The sequence below is a fragment of the Bradyrhizobium sp. LeoA1Lang genome, assembly GCF_055413685.1.
In genome coordinates this window covers 47,272-68,067 of sequence record NZ_JBVAPG010000016.1, presented here as the reverse complement: position 1 = coordinate 68,067, position 20,796 = coordinate 47,272, and the positions used below count along the sequence as shown (strand labels likewise).

General features: G+C 62.0%; 19 protein-coding genes. 8 read left to right on the top strand and 11 right to left on the bottom strand.

Annotated features, from left to right (window positions below; genetic code table 11):
- Nucleotides 1-158 precede the first annotated feature (158 nt).
- Nucleotides 159-410, top strand: coding sequence for a hypothetical protein (locus tag ACZYOF_RS08630; RefSeq protein WP_463715479.1), 252 nt, complete (start codon nt 159-161; stop codon nt 408-410).
- Here the strand turns inward: ACZYOF_RS08630 and ACZYOF_RS08625 are convergent.
- The 3 genes from ACZYOF_RS08625 to ACZYOF_RS08615 form a co-directional block, all read right to left on the bottom strand.
- Entirely contained in the window at nt 407-796 is a 390-nt protein-coding gene (locus ACZYOF_RS08625; protein ID WP_463715478.1) for a hypothetical protein, read from the bottom strand. The genes ACZYOF_RS08630 and ACZYOF_RS08625 overlap by 4 nt on opposite strands.
- Nucleotides 797-943: 147 nt before the next feature.
- The gene (locus tag ACZYOF_RS08620; RefSeq protein WP_463715477.1) at nt 944-1,288 is read right to left on the bottom strand and encodes a hypothetical protein; all 345 of its coding nucleotides are present in this window, start codon (nt 1,286-1,288) and stop codon (nt 944-946) included.
- A gap of 41 nt (nt 1,289-1,329) precedes the next feature.
- A complete protein-coding gene (locus ACZYOF_RS08615) occupies nt 1,330-3,066 on the bottom strand; it encodes an ABC transporter permease (protein WP_463715476.1) in 1,737 nt (578 codons plus the stop codon).
- 1,051 nt (nt 3,067-4,117) lie between these two features.
- Between ACZYOF_RS08615 and ACZYOF_RS08610 the strand changes: the two genes are divergently transcribed.
- The 4 genes from ACZYOF_RS08610 to ACZYOF_RS08595 all read left to right on the top strand — a co-directional run bounded on the left by ACZYOF_RS08610 (nt 4,118) and on the right by ACZYOF_RS08595 (nt 8,952).
- Nucleotides 4,118-5,038 carry a helix-turn-helix domain-containing protein gene (locus ACZYOF_RS08610; protein ID WP_130584320.1) on the top strand — a complete coding sequence of 307 codons (921 nt, stop codon included), beginning with the start codon at nt 4,118-4,120 and terminating at the stop codon, nt 5,036-5,038.
- A 210-nt stretch (nt 5,039-5,248) separates the two neighbouring features.
- Entirely contained in the window at nt 5,249-7,585 is a 2,337-nt protein-coding gene (locus tag ACZYOF_RS08605; protein WP_463715475.1) for a TonB-dependent siderophore receptor, read from the top strand.
- A 9-nt stretch (nt 7,586-7,594) separates the two neighbouring features.
- Entirely contained in the window at nt 7,595-8,758 is a 1,164-nt protein-coding gene (locus ACZYOF_RS08600) for a PepSY-associated TM helix domain-containing protein (protein WP_130580317.1), read from the top strand.
- A gap of 17 nt (nt 8,759-8,775) precedes the next feature.
- The gene (locus ACZYOF_RS08595; protein ID WP_245476389.1) at nt 8,776-8,952 is read left to right on the top strand and encodes a hypothetical protein; all 177 of its coding nucleotides are present in this window, start codon (nt 8,776-8,778) and stop codon (nt 8,950-8,952) included.
- 12 nt (nt 8,953-8,964) lie between these two features.
- Here ACZYOF_RS08595 and ACZYOF_RS08590 read toward each other — a convergent pair whose 3' ends face one another.
- Nucleotides 8,965-10,374 carry an aminotransferase-like domain-containing protein gene (locus ACZYOF_RS08590; RefSeq protein WP_463715474.1) on the bottom strand — a complete coding sequence of 470 codons (1,410 nt, stop codon included), beginning with the start codon at nt 10,372-10,374 and terminating at the stop codon, nt 8,965-8,967.
- Between the two features lie 46 nt (nt 10,375-10,420).
- On the opposite strand from ACZYOF_RS08590, the gene ACZYOF_RS08585 reads away from it, so the two are divergent.
- On the top strand, nt 10,421-10,867 hold the full coding sequence (locus tag ACZYOF_RS08585; protein WP_463715473.1) for a DUF983 domain-containing protein: 447 nt from the start codon (nt 10,421-10,423) through the stop codon (nt 10,865-10,867).
- Between the two features lie 505 nt (nt 10,868-11,372).
- On the top strand, nt 11,373-12,194 hold the full coding sequence (locus tag ACZYOF_RS08580; RefSeq protein ID WP_463715472.1) for a class I SAM-dependent methyltransferase: 822 nt from the start codon (nt 11,373-11,375) through the stop codon (nt 12,192-12,194).
- Between the two features lie 18 nt (nt 12,195-12,212).
- Here the strand turns inward: ACZYOF_RS08580 and ACZYOF_RS08575 are convergent, their stop codons facing one another.
- From ACZYOF_RS08575 to ACZYOF_RS08560, 4 genes are read right to left on the bottom strand one after another with little or no spacing between them, the layout of a single operon-like run.
- Nucleotides 12,213-12,626: a hypothetical protein gene (locus ACZYOF_RS08575; protein WP_207234519.1), complete on the bottom strand. Its 414-nt coding sequence runs from the start codon at nt 12,624-12,626 to the stop codon at nt 12,213-12,215.
- Nucleotides 12,623-13,798 carry a glycosyltransferase family 4 protein gene (locus tag ACZYOF_RS08570; protein ID WP_463715471.1) on the bottom strand — a complete coding sequence of 392 codons (1,176 nt, stop codon included), beginning with the start codon at nt 13,796-13,798 and terminating at the stop codon, nt 12,623-12,625. The genes ACZYOF_RS08575 and ACZYOF_RS08570 overlap by 4 nt, the downstream gene beginning before the upstream one ends.
- Before the next feature lie 9 nt (nt 13,799-13,807).
- Complete coding sequence (locus ACZYOF_RS08565; RefSeq protein ID WP_130580321.1) at nt 13,808-15,082, bottom strand: glycosyltransferase; 1,275 nt, start codon at nt 15,080-15,082, stop codon at nt 13,808-13,810.
- On the bottom strand, nt 15,079-15,876 hold the full coding sequence (locus ACZYOF_RS08560; RefSeq protein WP_463715470.1) for a WecB/TagA/CpsF family glycosyltransferase: 798 nt from the start codon (nt 15,874-15,876) through the stop codon (nt 15,079-15,081). Before ACZYOF_RS08560 ends, ACZYOF_RS08565 begins: the two co-directional genes overlap by 4 nt.
- Before the next feature lie 206 nt (nt 15,877-16,082).
- Here ACZYOF_RS08560 and ACZYOF_RS08555 point away from each other — a divergent pair, with 206 nt between their 5' ends.
- On the top strand, nt 16,083-17,186 hold the full coding sequence (locus ACZYOF_RS08555; protein ID WP_463702713.1) for an endo-1,4-beta-xylanase: 1,104 nt from the start codon (nt 16,083-16,085) through the stop codon (nt 17,184-17,186).
- A gap of 8 nt (nt 17,187-17,194) precedes the next feature.
- On the opposite strand, the gene ACZYOF_RS08550 is transcribed toward ACZYOF_RS08555, so the two are convergent.
- Genes ACZYOF_RS08550 through ACZYOF_RS08540 form a run of 3 tightly spaced genes read right to left on the bottom strand, consistent with a single transcriptional unit; the run spans nt 17,195 to nt 20,792 of the window.
- On the bottom strand, nt 17,195-18,631 hold the full coding sequence (locus tag ACZYOF_RS08550) for a lipopolysaccharide biosynthesis protein (RefSeq protein WP_394565394.1): 1,437 nt from the start codon (nt 18,629-18,631) through the stop codon (nt 17,195-17,197).
- A 2-nt stretch (nt 18,632-18,633) separates the two neighbouring features.
- Nucleotides 18,634-19,686, bottom strand: a complete 1,053-nt coding sequence (locus tag ACZYOF_RS08545) for an acyltransferase family protein (RefSeq protein WP_463715469.1) — start codon at nt 19,684-19,686, stop codon at nt 18,634-18,636.
- The gene (locus ACZYOF_RS08540) at nt 19,683-20,792 is read right to left on the bottom strand and encodes an acyltransferase family protein (RefSeq protein WP_463715468.1); all 1,110 of its coding nucleotides are present in this window, start codon (nt 20,790-20,792) and stop codon (nt 19,683-19,685) included. The genes ACZYOF_RS08545 and ACZYOF_RS08540 overlap by 4 nt, the downstream gene beginning before the upstream one ends.
- Between the last annotated feature and the right edge of the window lie 4 nt (nt 20,793-20,796).

The window sequence follows — 20,796 nt, the reverse complement described above, 5'->3', positions numbered from 1 at the left end:
CTTCGACAACTGAATATTTGCGGGCTTCGCCCAACCGCTCGGCCAGCTTGCGGTAAAACATCATGCGGTGATCGTGCATTGCAGGGTAAGAGCGACTCTTGTAGTGGCGGCTGGAATGTTTGATAGATTGCACACAAGCACTGTCAGGGTGTCCTGAAATGAAGATCGCGATCCTATCTGCCGCAGATGTTTCCGGTTGGTATGGTGCTACGCTAATGGAGCGTGGGCACAAAATCATATTTGGCCCCTTCGGTCATGTTCCCACGGCAGTGGCGACCATGATCAAGGATGGGATTGAGGGCGTTCTTATCTTGACTGACGATGATGAGAACTTGGAGGAGATTGCAGCGTGCTTCACTAAGGCGACCGGCCGCCCTGTATGGCGCAACCTGACTGAAATCCCGCGCTAGCCCACAGCCACTTCCGTGGGCTCAGCTGCATAGGTCTCCTCTCGCACCCGGTTGATTGCGCCGTTTCTCAGCCAGCGCGGCCATCGGATCCGGGTGCCACTGCGAATGCCGTTACTTAGCATCTTATGAAGCAGTTTGGCCCCTCGCTTCTCATTGGCGTCCGGATGTTTGAGTGATGTCACGTCAGATGGCGGGACTTCCCAAGGCGATAACTTCAGGCTTACTGTTTGCGCGCATGAGGCAGCAAACCGCGCGACGTCTTCCCACTTCTCATGCTCCAGTTTTCTGTCAAGCTGGTCACTGCGTTTCTGGCTTTCCCGTCTCGCGTATTGCATCGCCAAGGTGAGCGCGGCGTAATCATCTGGCCGTAATTGGTCATATTGCATCACTCGTCATCGTCATCGAACATGGTGTCATAAGGGGACGGCTGGACACTGACACCGCTCGAAGGAGGACGACCGGGTCCGCGCCTTGGCCCTATCGCCAAGCCGAGCTTGTGCAGCGTGCGGACCAGAAACACGCGCGACAAATGTTCAACCCGCAATAGCGGGTGTGCTCGCAAGCCTGACTTGCCTTGTATGGTCATGCCGTCTTTTCCGATAATCCTGATCGCCGTCCTCGATCCTGTCGGCGGCGAGGCAGCACTGCGTGATCAGTTCGAGCTCCGATGGATTGTCGCCAACCCTGAATTCGGTGATTTCGGCCCACAGCTTCTCACCGGCCTTGCCGAATTTGTCGGGCTTGCGCGGCTTGGCATCGTAAGCCGATCTACGCAACCGAGGTGCCGCGCGATAACTAGCGGTTGGCACCAGCTTTAATGGCGGTTGTGTCCTAAAGCGCCAGGCGATCAGGTTGAATCGATTGCCGATCGGCTTCACCTCCACCGCAAGAGGCGGAGCGAGCGCAGCTTCTCCGCTCCTCAGCCGAGACGAAGACGACGTTCGCCGAAGGCATAGAGCTGCCGCCAGAGCAGGCGATTGAACAGCGTCACCATCACGCACATGACGGCGATGCCGAGCACGACCCGCGGAAAATCGCCGGCTTCGGTCGCTCGCGCGATATAGGAGCCGAGGCCAATGGCGGTCAGATGGGTGTCGCCCCAGCTTGCGACTTCCGCGACGATCGAAGCATTCCACGACCCGCCCGAGGCGGTGATCGCTCCGGTGACGTAGTAGGGAAAAATGCCGGGCAGGATCACCTTCACCCACCAGCGCCATCCCTTCAGGTGGAAGCTGCCGGCGGCTTCCCGCAAATCGCTCGGGAAGGCGGCGGCTCCGGCGATCACGTTGAACAGGATGTACCACTGGGTGCCGAGGATCATCAGAGGGCTGAGCCAGATGTTCGGGTTCAATCCGAAATGCACGATCAGCACGACAAACACCGGAAAGGCGAGGTTGGCCGGGAACGCCGCCAGGAACTGCGCGAGCGGCTGCATGCGCTCGGCGAGTTTCGGCCGCAGCCCGATCCAGACGCCGATCGGCACCCATACGATCGTTGCCAGCGCAATCAGCACGACCACGCGCGCGAGCGTGGCGAAGCCGTATCCGACCGCGGCGGTCACGTCTGACCAGCCGAGCGTGGCGGAGAGATATTGATAGATCTTCCATGCGGCGTAGCTCGTCACGGCGGCGACCACCGCCACCCATACGCCGTCGACGACGCGCGAGGGTTGGCTGCTCTTGGCTGGTGGCCGCAGCACCGCGGGCACGCCGATGCGCAGCGTCGAAATGGCCTTGTTCGCGGCGCCGAGCGGATAGGTCAGCGCACGCAGCGCACGCGTGCGCCGGAAGAGGTCGAGCATCCAGGACGTCGGCGGCTCGCCGGAGGCGGTCTGCTCAAAACGGAATTTGTCGGCCCAGGCGACGATCGGACGAAACAGGAGCTGGTCGTAGGCGATGATGACGAGAAGCATGGTCATCAGCGCATAGACGATCGCCGGCAGGTTCTGCTCTTGAATGGCGAGCGCGACATAGGAGCCGACGCCGGGCAGGGTGACCGTTGTGTTGCCCACGGTGATCGCCTCCGATGCCACCACGAAGAACCAGCCGCCGGACATCGACATCATCGCGTTCCAGATCAGGCCTGGCATCGCAAAGGGCACATCCAGCCGCCAGAACCGCTGCCAGCCGGACAGGTGAAAGCTTTGTGTCGCGTCCTCGAGATCCTTCGGCACGCTGCGCAGCGACTGGTACATGCTGAAGGTCATGTTCCAGGCCTGGCTGGTGAAGATCGCGAAGACACAGGCCAGCTCGGCGCCCAGCACCTGCCCCGGAAACAGGTTCATGAAGAACACGACCGTGAAGGTCAGGAAGCCGAGGATCGGCACCGACTGCAGGATGTCGAGCAGCGGGATCAGCACGATCTCCGCGCGCCGGCTCTTGGCGGCGAGCGTGGCATAGATGAAGGTGAAGACGGTCGAGCAAATGATCGCCAGCAGCATCCGCATCGTGGTCCGCAGTGCGTAGAGCGGAAGATTGCGCGGATCGAGCGTAACAGGCGTATGCTCGAGCTCCGACAGCGGCTCAATCGTCTGCTGGCCGCCATAGACGATCAGCACCAGGACGCCGATCAAGAGCAGCAGCGCCACGAGATCCCAGACATTGGGCCGGAGCGAGTTTTGCCCGAGGACGGCGGCGCGAATATTCTGAAACGTCATGAACCACCTCTGGTCAGAACTCGGCGCGGTCGGCCCGAGAGGATCGAGACCGGACCGCGATCGGCGTTATAGGCAGGGTTCACGACGAACCGATAGTCGAGGCCGGTCGTGAGCTGCCCGAGCCGCGCGCAGAGTCACGTTTGGACGAATTTTATGAATTATTTCAATGTGATTTGCCCCGTCCAGCGCTGCGGTGAAAAATAAACCGCTTAACCCGTCGGGCAAATCAGTGATTTAACTCCGCGTGTCTCACCCGAATGAGGGGCGGCTCGCGATCGTCACGAACGTTGCGGTGAGATGCGGTGGACGCGATGGGTGTGACTGACGAGCACGCGCATCACGGACGGCGAAGTCGTGTGGTCCTGGCGCCCCGACGCTGGCGCTAAGTCCTGGGGGATGGAAACATCCCTAAGGGTGACGGTGGCAAGAAAGCCCGGTCACCGGGGAGAGCACGAAGGAAGCCGTAACACCATCGCGCAGGGAAAGCCGGAATGCTTCGGTTGAACCTGTGGTCCTACCCCCGTGCTTTTTGTTGCACGGGACCCATGGGTGCAACCGGCACCCGGCTTTCCCTGCGCCCTCTGATTTCGAGGAGGGTGAAACGAGACGCAAAGCTCGGACGCAATGCGCCGCGAGAATGCGAGCGCACATCCCGCCATCATACTCCATCGTCATGCCCCGCGAAGGTGGGGCATCCAGTACTCCGCGGCGTCTCAACTTAAGCTCAGCCGCCCCTGGAATACTGGATCGTCCGCCTTCGCGGACGATGACAGCGGAGAGCTGTTTGACATTTGAATCAGAACTCTCCCCGTCATTGCGAGCAAAGCGAAGCAATCCATGCGCTTTCGCGGGGACGACAATCGTAGGATGGGTAGAGCGCAGCGAAACCCATCATTCGCGCCGCTTGCTCCATGGCGATGGGTTTCGCTGCGCTCTCCCCGTCCCACGGACTGCGGACACAGCGCTGCACTTTGAAAGCGTTCTAATTGCCTCGGCAACGGTTGAGAGGCAGATAGACTCAAGATTCGCTGGCCGGCTCTAGGCAAAGGACGTGACGCACATTTATCATCGCATCTTCGATCAGTTCCGCGTCCTCGATTCCGAGGGTGCATCAAGGGAGGACGACTTCGCGGAGACCGCGCGATGGCTCGAATTTCCCGGCTGCCTGTTCCAGCGAAACAATTTCATCCTTGATCGCATCATACGCAGCGAAGGCGTGATCAAGGCCGGATTGTTTGTCACCATCGTGTTGAAGGGCTCGGGGCAGGGAGGTCCGCACCGCGACGTCACGCGGTTCCGCTACTCGGAAAATTCGATTGTCGTGATGGCCTTGCGAAAGCCGCAGCTCTGGACCGGCGAGACGTCCGGCGGCGGGCGCATGTTCGCCGCTGGCCTGGCGTTTCCCAAGGCATCGATCGATCGCCTCGGCCTGCAGCGCGAGTTCCTCGAGCTGTTTTCCTCGGCGGAATCGGATGAATTCGTGGTCACGCTGAAGGCGCCGCCACGCATTCTTGCGATGGCAACCGAAATGCTGTCTCCGACACTGGATGGACGCGCCGAAGAGCTGCTGCTGTCCGCGCATGCCATGGAGATCCTCGCGCGGGTCATATCGATCGCGGGCAAGCGCGCGAGCATGGAGATGGCGGGCGATCACAAGCAGCGGCGGCTGCGCGCGATCCGCGATGCGATCGACGCGGATCTGCGGCGTCCGTGGAAAGTCTCCCAATTGGCGCGCGAGGCAGGCATCAGCCGCCGCTCCTTCAACACCCACTTTCGACGGGCGTTTGGCGTCAGCGCCTCCGAATATCTGCGGACGCGTCGGCTCGAATCGGCGCGCGATGCGATCATCGAGCAGGGCGTATCGATCAACGAGGCGGCCTATCTCGCGGGTTATGGTAACCCCGCCAACTTCGCGACCGCGTTTCGCAAGCACTTCGGATATGCCCCCAGTCGCTGCCGTCCACCGAATTAGAATAAGAATAATTCTACACAGCAGGCCAGACGATTGCGACGTGTGCACCAATCTAGCGGAGCGTGTACTGCGACGGAACGTCTCGACGGAAGTCTGGAGCTTGTCGACAATAGATCAAAGAGTTTTTGCGCAATCGCAAAGGCGTGAGCTTCGCAATTCTTGCACTCAATCCCCTGAGTCTGCGGGCGTTCCGCGACGGGGGATCTAGCGATGGAATTCAAGCGAAGGAGCGAGTGGGGACTCGCCCTGATGACGATTTGTGGGATCGCCGCGGTGGCACTCACGGACACGCCGGCACTGGCGCAGAGTCCGTCCGGCGCGGAGCAGCCGAGATCGAACAGCGAATTGCCGCCGGTCACGGTCGATGCGCCACGCCAACAGCGCAGCCGCGTGGCTCCGGTGCGATCGACGCGGGCGGCGCGATCCGGCCGCAACGTCGCGCGGCGGACGCCGGCTCCAGTGACGCAGGAAGCCGCCGCGCCGGGCGGAGCAGCGGGACGCTCGACCGGGGAGAGGGGCACTGGTCCGGTGGTCGGCTATCTCGCCAAGCAAAGCGTGAGCGCGACCAAGACGGACACGGCGATCCTGGAGACGCCGCAGTCGATTTCGATCGTCACCCAGGACCAGATCCAGGCGCAGGGCGCGCAGAACGTCGCCGAAGCATTGCGCTATACGCCTGGTGTCACGGTGCAGAGTTTCGGCGCCAACGCCTTCTTCGACAATTTCAAGCTGAGGGGGTTCGATGCGCCCAGATATCTGGATGGCCTGCGGCTGCCGCAGGACAACACGACCTTCGCCGTGCCGCGGATCGAGACCTATGGGCTCGAGCGGATCGAGGTGCTGAAGGGACCGTCGTCGGTGGTCTATGGGCAGTCCGATCCGGGCGGTCTGCTCAACATGGTCAGCAGGCGGCCGACGGCGACGCCGCAATACACGATCGAGGGTACGTTCGGCTCATTCGATCGCTTCCAGGGCGCGTTCGACCTCGGCGGCCCGATCGACAAGAATGGCGAGTTCCTCTACCGCATCGTCGGGCTCGCACGCGACAGCAATACCCAGACCGACTTCGTGCAGGACAACAAGCTGTTCATCGCGCCGAGCTTCACCTGGGCCCCGACGACGGACACCAGCTTCACGCTGCTCTCGCAGTATCAGAAGGCCGACAACAGGGGTTACCAGCAATACGTGACGGGCCAGGTGTCGTTCCTGCCCAACCCGAACGGACACGTTCCATACAGCCGTTATCTCGGCGTACCCGGGGCTGACGGCTACAATCTCGAGCAGTTCATGGTCGGTTATGCCTTCGAGCACCGCTTCGACAACAACCTGCAGTTCCGCCAGAATCTGCGCTACACGGACGTCACCAATGATCTCTCCTCGGTTCGGACGGAAGGCATGGCAACCGACCGTCTCGTCAACCGCAGCTATAACTATGTGAAGGCAAGCGCCGCCAACATCACCGTCGACAACCAGGTGCAGGCGGATTTCCTGACCGGACCGCTCGCCCACAAGGTGCTATTGGGCTTCGACTACTTCAATCTCTGGTCCCGCACCGACTATCGATCCGCCGGCATCGCTCCGATCGATGCCTATGCTCCGGTATATAACACTGCGATTCCGTCCTTCGCGTCATTGGCGCCATTCATCCTGCGCGACGACAAGCTCAGCCAGGCCGGTCTCTATCTGCAGGACCAGATCAAGCTCGACCGCTGGACGCTGACGCTGAGCGGACGCAATGACTGGGCCAGCACGGATTTCAAGAGCTTCGCAGTCTTTCCGCTCGCCGGCAGCTATTCCCGCGACGACCGGGCGCAGACCGGACGCGTCGGCCTCAACTATCTCTTCGATTTCGGACTGTCGCCCTATGTGAGCTATGCGACGTCGTTCACGCCGAACCTCGGCGCCGATCTCGCCGGCAATTCGTTCAGGCCGACGACCGGTGAGGGGACTGAAGCCGGCGTCAAATTCATGCCGAACGGATCGAACCTGATGCTGACGGCGGCCGTGTTCGAGATCAAGCAGCAGGACGTCCTCACCGCAAGCCCGATCAATCCGCTGTTCAACGTGCAGACCGATGCGCTACGCGTTCGCGGCTTCGAGTTTGAAGTGAAAGGCAACATCACCCGCGAACTGGAGATCGTCGGCGGCTACAGCCATCTCGATCCGAAGGTCTCGGCGAGCATTGCCGGATATGCCGGCAAATACATGATGAACACGGCCCAGGACCAGGCTTCGCTTTGGGGTAAGTACACCTGGTACGATGGTCCGGTTGCGGGTCTTGGGCTCGGGTTCGGCGTGCGCTATGTCGGCGAGACCTACGGGGACAGCTTCAACACGTTCGTCATCCCGGCCTATACGCTGTTCGATGCCGCGGTGAGCTACGATTTCGGCTATCTGCGGCCCGACTGGAAGGGATTGAAGGCGCAGGTCAACGTGACCAACCTGACCGACCATTTCTACGTCGCGTCGTGCTTGACCGGCTTGCCCTATTGCGGATTGGGGAATGGGCGTACGGTGCTCGGCACATTGAAATACAGTTGGAACTAGGAAGGCAAAGTGACGGCGGCGACCAGGTCTCTTCGGCGATGGGGTTTCGTCCACAAATGGACGAGCCTCATCTGCACGGTGTTCATGCTGCTCCTGTGCGTCACGGGGTTGCCGTTGATCTTTCATGAGGAGATCGACGACCTCCTGCACAGCCAGGTGAAGCCGGCGGAGGTGGCGGCGGATGCGCCGCTGGCCGATCTCGACCATCTGCTTGCCAATGCAATCGCCAATGCAGCGGGACAGGTCCCGCATTTCCTGATCTGGGACCGTGACGATCCGAACGCGATGTTCGTCAGCGTCGGGCCTTCGATCACGTCCGATCCGAGCAAGAACCTCTTGATCCGGATGGACGCGCATACGGGCGCCTATCTGGACGCGCCTGATGTCACCGGCCGCTTCACCTACATCATGCTCAAACTGCATACGGACATGTTCGCAGGCCTGCCGGGCAAGCTCTTCCTTGGCCTGATGGGCATCCTGTTCTGCGTCGCCATCATCTCCGGCATCGTCGTCTATGCCCCCTCGATGCGGAAGCTGAGCTTCGGCACGTATCGCGCGGGCCGAACCCGCGTGGTGCGCTGGCTGGACGTCCATAACCTTGCCGGCATCCTTCTCGTTGCGTGGACGCTGGTGGTCGGCTTCACCGGCGTCATCAACACATGGGCCGATCTGGTCCTGAAGATGTGGCAGTATGGCCAGCTTGCCGAGATGACCGCGCAATATCGCGATCGCGCCCCGCCCGCGAAGCTGACGTCGGTCAATGCGGCGGTCGAGGTGGCGGCCCATGCGGTGCCGGGGATGACGCCTAGCTTCGTCGCGTTCCCCGGCTCGATCTTCAGCAGCAAGAGCCACTACACCGTGTTCCTGCGCGGCAACACGCCGCTCACCTCGCGCCTCTTGAAGCCGGCCCTGATCGACGCCGAGACCGGCACGCTCACCGACAGCCGCGACATGCCCTGGTACGTCTCGACGCTGTTCGTTTCCCAGCCGCTGCATTTCGGCGACTATGGTGGCATGCCGCTCAAGATCCTCTGGGCACTGCTCGACGTGCTTACGATCATTGTCCTCGTCACCGGGATCTATTTGTGGGTGCGGCGGCGAAGGGCAGGGGTCAGCGTCGATCGCGTGATCGCGCACTCCTCCGGCGTCGAAAGTCCCGCATTATCGTCCTGATGATGTCGCGCAAATCCATGCATCGTACGCTTCGGCAGATCTTCATCGCGCCCCTGCTGGTCGCGATCGTCAGCACGCTCGGCCTCGTCGGCGCGCTCGTGGGAGACGGCTGGTGGGATGCCCTCGCATGGGTGACCCTGGCCGTCCCGGTTGTCCTCTACTCGCTCTTCATCTGGTGGCGAAAGCCGAATTGAGCGGCCGGCGCCTCAGACGATCTGCGTCGCCATGACCGACAATTTCATGGCCGCGGCGAGCACCTGCATGGCCTGGCTGACATCGGCGCGGTTGCGCGCCGCGCCGAGGGAGACGCGGATCCCGCGCGGCGGCTTGTCGACGACGGCGAACGCATCTTCGCCGACAACGGCAAGCCCGTGACGCAGCAGATGCGAAAGCAGGTCCATCCGATTCCAGGATGGCGGTATCTCCAGCCAAAGGTGATGGCTTGCGGGACGGGATGCGAAAGCGATGCCCTTCAGGATACGGCCCGCCAGTTGCTGTCGTCCCTTGGCTTCGTTGCGTACCGCCTCGATGATCTCATCGGCGATGCCGTTTCGAATCCAGTGGGTGACCAGCGCGACCATCAGGGGTGGTGACATCTGCATCGTCGCCTGCAATCCGCTGCGCATGGTCTGCGCTGCGATGGAATCAGGTGCCTGCAGATAGGCGACGCGCAGTCCTGGTGCGATGCATTTCGACATGCTGGCAGCGAAATAGCTCCGCTCGGGGATCAGGTTTGCGATCGGCGACGTCGACGGCTCAAGCGCACCATAGGCGTCGTCCTCGATCAGGAAAGTCCCCGCATAGCGGATGATTTCGGCGATAGCCTTGCGGCGCGCCGGACCCGCCGTCGCAGTCGTCGGGTTCTGCTGCGTCGGCACCAGATAGACGGCCTTGGGCTTGTGCTTGCGGCATGCGTCCTTGAGCGCGTCCGGCCGCACGCCTTGCTCGTCCATCGGCAAGCCGATCAGGCGAACGCCCAATCGGGCGGCCGCCGTCTTCAGGCCGGGATAGGTCAGCGCCTCCGTCAGAACGACATCACCGGGCGAGGTGAGGACGAGAAGCGCATTGAAGACGATAGCCTGCGATCCCGGAAAAATCACGAGACGCTCGGCGTTCGCGTCGTGCACGCGATGGCGCAGCCAGTTTGCCGCCGTCTCCAACTCGAGATCGCTGCCGCCGGGTCTTGCGTAGGTCAGGAATGCGCCGAAGCCGCTTTCCCTACGAATGGTCTCCAATCCCTGCGCGATCCGAAGATCCAGATTGGCTTCCACGGGTTGAGGCGGAAGATTCATCGAGAGGTCGATCGTGACTTGCGAGGGAACGTGCGACGGCGAACGCACCGTCGTCTCCGAAACGAACGTTCCCTGGCCGACCCTGGCGTCCAGCAGCCCGCGCCGGCGCGCTTCGCCATAGGCGCGGGTGACGGTGGTGAGATCGATGCCGAGTTCGGTCGCGAGCGCGCGGTGCGTCGGCAGCCTTTGTCCGCGAACAAGCCGGCCGCTCTCGATGTCGGACGCGAGCGCATCGACGATGCGCATGAACAGGGGGCCTTGCCATTCGGAAAGTGTAGGGATCCAATCCATACAATAGGCCTGTTTGTCTTTGATTGTATCCATACATTCTCGTACCGTATGGACATGCCTCAGGTCAAGGAATTCAGCCATGACACAGCCAGTTTCGCTTGCCCAAGCCGTGCGGCGCGGCTTCACCATGCGATGCCCCAATTGCGGGAAGGGTCATCTTTTCCGCCGCTTCCTGAAGGTCGTGGATCACTGCGAAGTCTGCGGCGAGGATTACACGCCGCAGCGTGCCGATGACTTTCCCGCCTATCTCGTCATCGTCGTCGTCGGACACGTGGTGGTGCCGGCGTTGCTCGCCGTCGAGATAGCTTACGCGCCGCCGGCGTGGCTGCAGCTTGCGATATGGCTGCCCGTGACGCTGTTCTCATCGCTTGCGCTGCTTCAGCCGACGAAGGGTGCGATCGTCGGCCTGCAGTGGCAGACGGGAATGCATGACTTCGCGGAATCGAAGAACCGCAGGTCCGCTAGTTCCACGAAATCGACCCAGTCCACCAACACCACGTCGATGAAGAGCCACGCGCTCATTTGAGCTCTGCTCGGACTGACTATTCGAGCAGAGAAGTTCCGTGAACCATCCTCACACAATCAGTCCACGATCAAGATCGCGGCGACGATCGGCGTAGCCATCGTGCTGACAATTTGAAGATTCATTCTCTCATCCGGAAGCGCGGGCTCGCATCGCTGCGTGACGTGACCGGCGGCGGTTGTGTTGTGGCTTGCTGAAGGCGAGTCCATCCGACCACCACACAGAACCATCTTGCCCCGCACGCGTTGGCTTGTTGTGTCGCACAGGCGCCGCAATTTGCATCAAAAAATCGAGACACAGTTAGTTCCTAGGCGGAACCCAGGAACGTCGCTTGAACCAAGGGGCCTCATTGGATTCCTCTGTCACCGACCGATTGGACACATGGGCGCAGACCGATTGGTGGCGGCGCGCGGTTCGCTGTCCCCGCTGTGCGGCGTCGCTGCGCGAGATCGACGCGCGACCGTTCTGTTCCAACGTGACGTGTGAATACTCTGGAAGCGGGTTTCCGGTGGTCGAGGACCAGCCGGTGCTGATCGATTTCGCCGCCAGCGTCTTCGAGCGCGGAATGTATCGCGGCGGCAATGGTTCGGTCTTTCACCGCGATGTGTCGCGCCGCTCGATCAGTTCGCGCCTCCATCAGCTCACCTTCGGCGGCAATCAGGTGGCACAATCCAACTGTGCACGCTTTATCGAGCTCCTGAAGCAGGAATCCGAACGGCCGGTCGTGCTCATCATCGGCGGAGGTGCGGTTGGCGACGGCGCCGACGAACTCTACGCGGATGACTGCCTCGAGTTGATCGGGACGGATGTCTACGCGTCGCCCTACACGCTGCTGGTGGCCGACGCGCACCGGCTGCCGTTCGAGGACGGCGTGTTTGACGGCGTCTGGGTCCAGGCCGTGCTCGAACATGTCCTTGAGCCTGCGTCCGTCGTCAACGAGATTCACCGCGTGCTTCGGCGCAGAGGCCTCGTCTATGCCGAAACGCCGTTCATGCAACAAGTGCATGAGCGCGGCTATGATTTCTCGCGCTTCACGCGGAGCGGCCACCGCTGGCTGTTCAAGCAGTTCTCGGAAATCTGCGCGGGCCGCGTCGGTGGCGCAGGCGTCGCGCTGGTGTGGTCGATCCGCTATTTTGCCCGTGCGCTCGGTGCCGGCGACAAGCTGTCGCGTCTGATCGCGCTACCGTTCTTCTGGATCCGCCTGCTCGATCCGTTGACGCGCGGCCGCCCCGGATCGGATGCGGCGAGCGGCTTCTTCTTCCTCGGACGCCGGGCGGAGCGCCCGCTCGATCCGCACGTCATGCCGCGATATTACGACGCGCAGAGATGACGCTCGGCGACTTCGGCTTCAGGTGAGTCCTTTGATCTTCTTGCAGGGTGTCGCCGAGGTCGACGAAAGCTGCACGATCCCGACGACGGATTTTATCGTCAGTACTTCCTTGCTGGTGAGGAAGCGCAGCGTCGCGCTCGGATAGGCGTCGCAGAATTGCGACAATGTCGACGCCGTGGCAGGAATGGTGTCCTGCTTGGGAACGACCGCGATGCCGCCGTCCTTGAGGATATAGGCGTCCTTGACATTCGTCATGCTGCTCGCCGCCAGGCAGATCTTGAACAGATCGGTGTAGGATTGGGGCGGCAACTTCAGATCGCCGCCGAGGCTACCCAATAGATATTCGCGGCTTCGGCGGCAGTTGTCGGCGCCGGCGTGTGCCGCGCCGGTGGCGAGCACAAGCAGGATCGCGGCGGCGACGATCTGTCTCATGCCGTCACGACTTCGGCCTGGGGCGCAGGCCGCTCGTTCCGAGACAGTCCGTAGGTCGCGGTGGCGCAGCGTTCCCAGGACAATGCGCGTGCATGGGCCAACGCGCCTGCGGCAAGGCTCCCACGCAGTTCATCATTCTCAGCGAATCTGGCGATCGCCGCGCAAATGCTGTCGATATCGGGCGGAACAAGAATGCCGCTTTGATCCGGCATCACCGCGTCGGGAACGCCGCCGACGGCCGTCGCAACGCTCGGCACGCCGCCGGCACCGGCCTCGAGATAGACCAGTCCGAATCCTTCGACCCTGCCGGAGGAATCCGGAAGCCCCGTCAGGCTAAACAGATCGGCCGCGCCATAGATGTCGCGGATCTCTTCGTTCGGTAGCGGACCGAGCAGGCGAACATCGCAGTTCGCCGTTTCGATCAAGCGCTGAAGTTCGTTGACGTAGTCGGCCTCGCCGTTCGGGCCGATCACGAGCCAGGTGATACGCTGGCGCAGCCGCTCGGGGAGGCGCGCCAGTGCCGCGAGCGTCAGATGATGTCCCTTGCGGTGGGTGATCCGCGCGACGGTGACCATCACCAGCCGCTCCGGCGCCAGCCCAAGCCCTGCGCGGATGTCCGCCCGATCGCGTCGATCTCCGAACCAGAAGTCGGAAACGCCGAGACTGATCGCGCTGATCTGTCCTGCGTCGACGGAAAACCGCTCGCAGAACAGATCCCGGGTATAGCGGCTGTTCGCAACGATCTCGGTCCGAGGTCCGAACACGCCGGCGCTGCGGATTGCCAGCCGCTTCAACGGCGTCTGGGTTTCGTTGATCTCGGTGCCGTGCACCGTCATCAGCACGCGTGCCCGCGTCTGCCAGCGCGACAATGCGACAGGAATGAAGAACGGCCAGTCGGCCGCATGAATCACATCGTATGGGCGCTCGCGAACCCTATTGCGTGCCAGCATCATTTTCGCCGGCAAGTCCGTCATCGAATGCAGGCCACCGGCAAAGCGGGCCACTTCGAACGGCAGCGTGCGATCGCGGCCTGCATTGTCCTGTCCGTAGTCCGGCGCCACCACGGTGACGCGCGCGCCGAGCCGCGCCGCGGCGGCGGCGATCTCCCCTGCGTAGGTGCCGATCCCGCCCATGGCGGGCGCAAACTCACTCGTCAGCAGCAGGATGTCCACGTCGATGCCTCAAGAGGCCGTGGCGGCGGCGAAGCCGCGGGCGTCCTGAATTTCCTGATGGTAGCGGTACACGCGCGCCAGTTGCGTGGCCGGCGTGAAGTCCTGGATCGCATCGGCGACCTGCTCGGGCGTGATCTTGCCGCTGTCGATGGCGTCGCGGACATCGATGAAGCGCTGTGCGAGAGTCTCCACCATATCGTCACGGCTGCCATCGCGTGTCACCAGATAGCCGCTCTGGCCGTCATGGATGACCGACTCGAGCTGCGGCAGATGCATCGCGACCACGGGACGGCCGACCGCGAGCGTTTCCAGCACGCAGCGCGGCATACCCTCGAATTCGGAGGTGAGAATGCCTGCATGCGCGTCCGCCAAGGTCTTCGCCATGCCCATGGCATCCTTGAAGCCGTGGCGAACGGTGATGTCCTCGATCGCGGCAAACTCGCTGAAGCGGTGCGGATCGCTGGTGCCGATATAGTGAAAGCGGATCGGGCCGTTCAGCCGCTGCCGGAAACGATCGATGGTGCGGAACATCAGCGGCGGATCCTTGAATTCGTCGAGCCTGCCGGCGAACACGATCTGGAACGGCGACATGCTTTCCGGGAACGGCTGCGGCTGGAAGATGTCGGTGTTGACCCAGGTCCACAGCGTATCGATCTTCTCCTTGCTGCGCGGATAGGTCTTCTGCATCCGCTCGGTGATGAACGGATTAACGCAGAGGAACTTCTCGCTCATCGTCACCGCGAACCGCTCGCCGGTATTGTGCACGAAGGAATATTTCCGGAGCAGCGAATCCATCTGCAGTTTCGGCGCGCCCTCGCCATGCAGCATCTGCACGAAGGGAAGACGAAGTACCGCCGGCAGCCAGGAGAACTCCACCCGTCGCAGGTCGATTGAACACCGCCGTGTCCGTACCAGCCGTGCGATCTGGCCGAAATGACGCAGCAGCGCCACGAAGAACTGGCCTGTCAGCGAGGAACGAATGGTGCGCGCGGCTTCACGCGCCTGGGCATCGCTGTAGCGCAGGATCGGAAGGAAATCGAAGGTGCGGCCGCGGAACGTAACCCGGTGCACTTCGCCGAGGGTGAGGTCACCGATCGAATCCACGCCGACGAACAGGATGTCGGTGTTGTCAGGATGGAAGGTGATGAAGTCGCGGATATAGGTCTCGAGCCCTCCGACCTTTTGTCCGCGCGGGTCGAACGGATGGAGCAGGCAGATCTGATAGCGTGGCCGAACGCGGCTTGCATTGCGGGCGCGCAGCGCCAGTGTCACGGTCGAGGTCATGCGGTCTTCCGGATTCGTGCGTTGATGATCTGGGGCAGGGTCCGCGCAACGAGTCCCGGAACGGCGGCCATGCAACGGGCATAGCGCGGTCCGAGCCGGCTTGGATTGTTCAGCATGCGCCAGGCCCATTCGAGCCCGGCCTTCTGCGTAACCGACGGCGCGCGCTTCTGCGTGCCGGCGATGAAATCGAGCGCGGCGCCGATGCACAACACGCCGGTGCCATCGAGCTCGTCGAGACAGCGCGCGGCAAATACTTCCTGGCGTGGCGCTCCGAGCGCAACAAAGCAGAGTCTTGCACCGGACTCGCGGATCAATTCGATCGCATGGTCGGCCTCGGCGGAATAAGGATCGAAGTTGGGGCCGGGCGCGTACCATCCCACAACTTGCAAGCCTTGGAACCGTTCCGATAAACGTTGCGCGGTCATCTTCAATGTCGCGTCATTCGACCCGAGAAGGAACACAGGAAGGCCTTTCTTCCGCGCTTCCTCGCAGAGCGGTTCCACAAGATCGGCGCCGGTGGTTCGCTCGATATGCGTACCAAGCAAGCGCGACAGCACCACGATCGGGAACCCGTCAGCCGTCACAAATTTGGCACGACGATAAGCCGCCCGGAAGTCGGGCCGATGTTGCAGTTGAACGACATGATCGAGATTCAACGTGCACACGCTGAAATTCTCGCCTCGTTGCGCAGCCGATACGATCGAGTTCACCGCTTCGGGAAGTGAACCAATGTTGATGGCGATGCCATCAACATTGAGATTGGATGTCGCAGGCTGCGTCTGTATTTCCGGCATGTCGATCTCCAGGTGAAAGAGAAGCCGAGGTGCGCTGATGGAAGTCGTCGGCATGCTCAATGCTTGTGCGATGGGAACTCGCATCTCGAAGACTCTTCCTCGACGAGCGCCGCCACGAAATAGAACTATTGCGTCGCAACGATGGCGTTGCCGCTGTGCAAAAATGATTCAGCGCAGCGAATGCATTCACTTGATGGAGAGCAGCCATGCAGATGTCGCGACGAAATGCACTCGCCATTCTCGCAGGGGCAGGCGTCGCTGCGCGTGCCGAAATGTCGACGGCCGCGCCGGCGCAAAGTCAGGGTCTCGGCGCGATCGCTGCACAACATGGATTTGCTTTTGGTGCTGCCGCTGGTCCTGTCATTGACAAGGATCTTGCCTATCGCGAGCTCTACACGACACAGACGCGCATCATCACGACCGACATTGCGATGAAAATGGGCACGATCGCGCCACAACCTGGCCCCAAACGTTTCGAGAGCGCGGATCGTCTGCTGCAATTTTGTGCGAGCAATCATATCCCGATGCGCGGCCATTGTTTGATCTGGAACGAATGGGTTCCGCAGTGGATCAAGAATATGAGCAGCGCGGAGCGCCAGGCGTTCTTCGATTCCTACATAGAGGAAGTTGTCAGCCGCTATGTCGGCAAGTTGCATTCTTGGGATGTCGTCAACGAGCCGTTCTGGCCGGGCCACAAGGCGCCCGGCGGCTACAGACTCGGACCGTGGTATGACGCATTTGGCGGAACCGGCTACATCCGCCGCGCTTACGAACGCGCGGCCATGGTCGACAAGAAAACCAAATTTGTTCTTAACGAGGCGCAGACCGAGCGCGATGACGAAGTGGGGCACATCGTACGTAGCGGATTGTTGCGTCTTGTCGATGAATTGAAGCAGGCTGGTGTGCCGCTCGCGGCCGTCGGCCTGCAGGGGCACCTGCAGCCGCGCTATCCGCATGATCCGGGACGGTTTGCCGAGTTCCTGCACGAACTCGCGTCACGCGGCGTGGATATCTACATCACGGAATTCGATGTGCGCGACGACACGTTCCCGGACGATATCGCCACCCGCGACGCGATGATCGCCGAGACCGGCGAGAAATTCCTCAACAACGTATTGCGAGTGCCTGCGGTCAAGATGGTAATCGCCTGGGAGCTCGCGGACAATTATTCGTTCTACACGGACGCGGCCAAGAAGAAGGATCCGCTCGCGCAACGCCTGCCGCGGCCGCTGCCTTATGATTCATCGATGCAGCGAAAGCCGTTGTGGTTCGCGATCGCGCGCGCGTTCGAGAATGCAAAGAAGGCATAACAGAATCGTCACGCGCCGGAATGTTGCGGGCGTGCCCGCAACATCTTCAGCAGTGACGGTGCGTACAGCAGCGCCAGTACTGTGAGATAGACTGCCGCACCTGCGGCGATATGCGCGGCGAGCATGATCGCGTTTCCCGCTTCCGGGAACTCGCGCAACAGCGCCGCCATCGCGACGGTCGCAACCGCGATCCGCGCCAGGTGTGAAAACGGAAGGGTCAGCCCGAACAGCGAGAAGCCGATGCTGAAGCTCGTGGCGGCTGCCGCAGTTGCGGCGAGAACGGTGGCGCCGGCCGCGCCGGCAAGTCCCCAGTAGCGCAGGCACACCACGCTGAGGATCACCGTCAGGGTGGCATCGATGGCGGAAATCGCCATCATCCAGCGCGTGCGGTTGTGCAGCAGGAAGACCTGGTCGCCGAAATGGGCACGAAGGTTGCGGATCGCGCCGGCGAGCGTTGCGAGCGGCAGCACGCTCAGCGTTGCCTGCTGAAACGGCGCGGCGATCAGAAGATGCACGATCTCGAACCGCAGCATGAAGATGCCGGTCAGGCTTGGCGCGAGGATCGCAACGAGCAGCGCGGTGTTGTCGGCAAGCTGCCGCATGGCGGCCTTGCTGCCGCTTTGTTCCATGCTCTTGACCGCCAGCGGAAAGGCGGCGGCCGTCACCAGCATGGCGGCGACCGCGGCGGCGCGCTGGCCGAGTCCGTAGCCGACGGCGAACAGGCCGGCGGCGGCCACACCCGACATTTCGTTGATGATGAAGCGTGAGGCATTGAGCCCGACCCAGCCGAGCCCGCCGCCGATGATCAGGGGAACGCCGTAATGCAATGCGTGCACTACGATCTCGCGATCGATCGGCCACAGGCGGCGACCGTAGGCGATCTTCGGCAGCACCACCAGCGCGGCCGCGAGTTGCGCGATGGCGTAGCCGGCCAGCGGCCATTCGGCGGATTGGCCGAACAGCTTGATCATCACAAGGCCCACGGCAAAGCCAACCGCGGGCCCGACCACCTGCTGGATCGTGTAGACCCAGATCTGCTGCTGGGCGCGAGCGCGCTCGCCGATATAAAGGTTCAGCGAACGCGTGACCACGTAGGCGATGGCGGCAAGCAGCATGCCGAAGTGCGCATCGGGGGAAATGACGAGGCGCAGCACGACGACGATGACGAGGCTCTGCAGCAGGACCGACGCCAGCAGCACCGCATTTTCGGTGCGGTAGAAGCGTGGCGCGTCGCCATCCTTGTAGCGACCGGAGAAGCGCAGTGCGTATTGCGACCACCAGGCGAGGAAGGCGATCTGCAGGAATTCGTGCGTGGCGGTGACCAGTGTGATGATGCCCAGCGTGTGATCGTTGACCACATGGGTCCACACGATCATCGCGATCAACTGGAACAGCGGCCCGACGAACTGCGCAGGGAGATACAGCAGGGTGTGGCGCAGCAGCATCGTTACGCTCCCAGCCAGCGGGCGACGCGCGCGGAGGAGAGCTGCCTGACCGCGCCGAGCGCAGCGATACTGACCATCGCTGTCAATCCGAAGGTGATCGCAAAACTCGCCGCCGAGCCGAACTGGCGCAATCCGGCGTGGTCGCGCAGCAACATCACGATGAAGATGTGCCAGAGATAGATGAAATAGCTGCCCGAACCGAGGCTCGCGAGCCAGGCGGCGCTCGGCTGCAGCACCAGCAGCGCAACGCTGAACAGCGCCGCGTAGAGGAAGAATGCCGTTGAATCGTAGACCGCGGCATCGCCGACCCCGGACAGGCGGACGGCCAGATACAGCAAATAGGCAAACAGCATGGCACCGACGAGGATCGCGCGCATGTTCCGCGCGGTCGCGCCGGCGAAAGATGCCGTCAGCGCGCCGAGTGCCATGAACGAAAACCAGAAGGGGATATCGCGCATCCGAACTTCTTCGACGAAGGAGTCGGCAAAGCCGAGATGGAACAGCAGGGGATCGAGGTAGCTTCCAGCGACAAGCCCGAAACCGATCGCAAGAGCAAGCAGGATTGTCATCCGCTGCGCTGTGTCCTGCCGGTCCGTTCCGCCGGCAGCATAGATCAGCCACAGTACAATGGTGCAGCCGACATAGACGAACACGTAGTAGTACACGAATACATAAGCGAGCGCGAACCGCGCCACCGTCGTGGTTACGCGATGATCCATCGCGGGATTGTGCAGGGTCATGTAGAGATAGGCCGCGATGAAGGCGATTGTATAGGGGATCACCGCAGCCTTCAGCCGCTTGAACAATGGCACACGTCCGGCGCGCGCGGTCAGGTAGCCGGACGCGAACAGGAAGATGGGTACGCAAGGCCGCAGCGCGGCATCGATCGCTTTGGTCCAGGCGAGATCGAGCGGCTGCGGCAGGGAATGGATCCCGATCACCATCAGGATGGCAACGCCCCGCATAGTGTCGATCACGGCGTCGCGGCCCTTCGCCCGAGCGTTCGCGCGGGTGTGAACGAGTTCTGCCTGAGCGGATGCCGCGAGCGTCATCATGCGATCTCCCGCTGCGGGATCGGTGCCGCTACCGCCGGTGCGAAGCGGCGATCGTAGAGGTCGGTCAGGTAGCGCCGCGCCGGCGTCTCGAAGTATCGGTAGGACAGCACACTGGTGATGCCAAGGACGATGAACGACACCGGCGCCAGGATCAGCTTGGCTTCTGGAGAGGCGAAGAGCACCAGACGCGAATCCAAGGTGATGATGACGGTCGCGATGGGCATGTGCAGCATATAGCTGGAATAGGTCAGCGGTGCGAAGCGATCGAGCCTGAGCATCGATAACAACGTATCGCTGCCGCTGCAGTCGAGTTGGATCGCAAGTACAGCGATCACGTAGACCGCAACCAGCGCACCCATTGGTGTTAGCCACGAGCCGAACAGGGTGAACCCGCCGAGCGCCAACATCAGCGCGCCTCGCGTCGCGGGCCAGCGCGCGATCTGGTCGCGGTAGACGGAACAGGCAATGCCGAGGCTGAACGCGGGCACCGCGCGGAAGGCACCGCCCTCGTTGATCCACTCGGACCATGGCAGGGTTTCCATGGTCGCGGCCCAAACGCTGTTGGCAAACGCGGACAACGCCACGAACACGATGATCAACGTTTTGCGCCGCAATGCGAGCGCAACGATCAGCGGAAACAGCAGATAGCAGAACATTTCCGCCGACAATGACCAACTCGGAAAGTTGAACGTCAACCGTTCGCCGACGAATGCATGCAGCAACAGAAACTGCGCCGGCAGATCGGAGAACGAATAGCGCGCGGGATTGTCCGAGCGCGCCATGCCAAAGGAAAGCGCGAGGGCAATACAAATATAGAACGTCAGCGTGGCGAGATGCAGCGGGTAGATGCGGGCGATGCGCCGCCAGAGGAAGCGTCCGATTGCTGCGCCGTCGCCGACGTGATCAAAATATTGGCGCGCGATGACGAAGCCGGAAACCACGAAGAACAGGTCGACGAACAGGTTGAAATGCCAGAGATGGGCGATGATGATGCGCCCGAGCGGCAGCTCCTTGAAATAATCGGAATAGTGCAGAATCACCACGGCGCAGGCGGCGATGATCCGCAGGCTGTCGAGGTGCCGCATCGCGTTGGTGGTCTTGTGCAAAAGT

Excerpts from the sequence above, each read along its gene's own strand:
- ACZYOF_RS08630 (WP_463715479.1), top strand. The coding sequence starts at position 159 with ATGAAGATCGCGATCCTATCTGCCGCAGATGTTTCCGGTTGGTATGGT.
- ACZYOF_RS08625 (WP_463715478.1), bottom strand. The coding sequence starts at position 796 with ATGCAATATGACCAATTACGGCCAGATGATTACGCCGCGCTCACCTTG.
- ACZYOF_RS08615 (WP_463715476.1), bottom strand. The coding sequence starts at position 3,066 with ATGACGTTTCAGAATATTCGCGCCGCCGTCCTCGGGCAAAACTCGCTC.
- ACZYOF_RS08605 (WP_463715475.1), top strand. The coding sequence starts at position 5,249 with ATGGAATTCAAGCGAAGGAGCGAGTGGGGACTCGCCCTGATGACGATT.
- ACZYOF_RS08595 (WP_245476389.1), top strand. The coding sequence starts at position 8,776 with ATGCATCGTACGCTTCGGCAGATCTTCATCGCGCCCCTGCTGGTCGCG.
- ACZYOF_RS08590 (WP_463715474.1), bottom strand. The coding sequence starts at position 10,374 with ATGGATACAATCAAAGACAAACAGGCCTATTGTATGGATTGGATCCCT.
- ACZYOF_RS08585 (WP_463715473.1), top strand. The coding sequence starts at position 10,421 with ATGACACAGCCAGTTTCGCTTGCCCAAGCCGTGCGGCGCGGCTTCACC.
- ACZYOF_RS08575 (WP_207234519.1), bottom strand. The coding sequence starts at position 12,626 with ATGAGACAGATCGTCGCCGCCGCGATCCTGCTTGTGCTCGCCACCGGC.
- ACZYOF_RS08565 (WP_130580321.1), bottom strand. The coding sequence starts at position 15,082 with ATGACCTCGACCGTGACACTGGCGCTGCGCGCCCGCAATGCAAGCCGC.
- ACZYOF_RS08560 (WP_463715470.1), bottom strand. The coding sequence starts at position 15,876 with ATGCCGGAAATACAGACGCAGCCTGCGACATCCAATCTCAATGTTGAT.
- ACZYOF_RS08555 (WP_463702713.1), top strand. The coding sequence starts at position 16,083 with ATGCAGATGTCGCGACGAAATGCACTCGCCATTCTCGCAGGGGCAGGC.
- ACZYOF_RS08550 (WP_394565394.1), bottom strand. The coding sequence starts at position 18,631 with ATGCTGCTGCGCCACACCCTGCTGTATCTCCCTGCGCAGTTCGTCGGG.
- ACZYOF_RS08545 (WP_463715469.1), bottom strand. The coding sequence starts at position 19,686 with ATGATGACGCTCGCGGCATCCGCTCAGGCAGAACTCGTTCACACCCGC.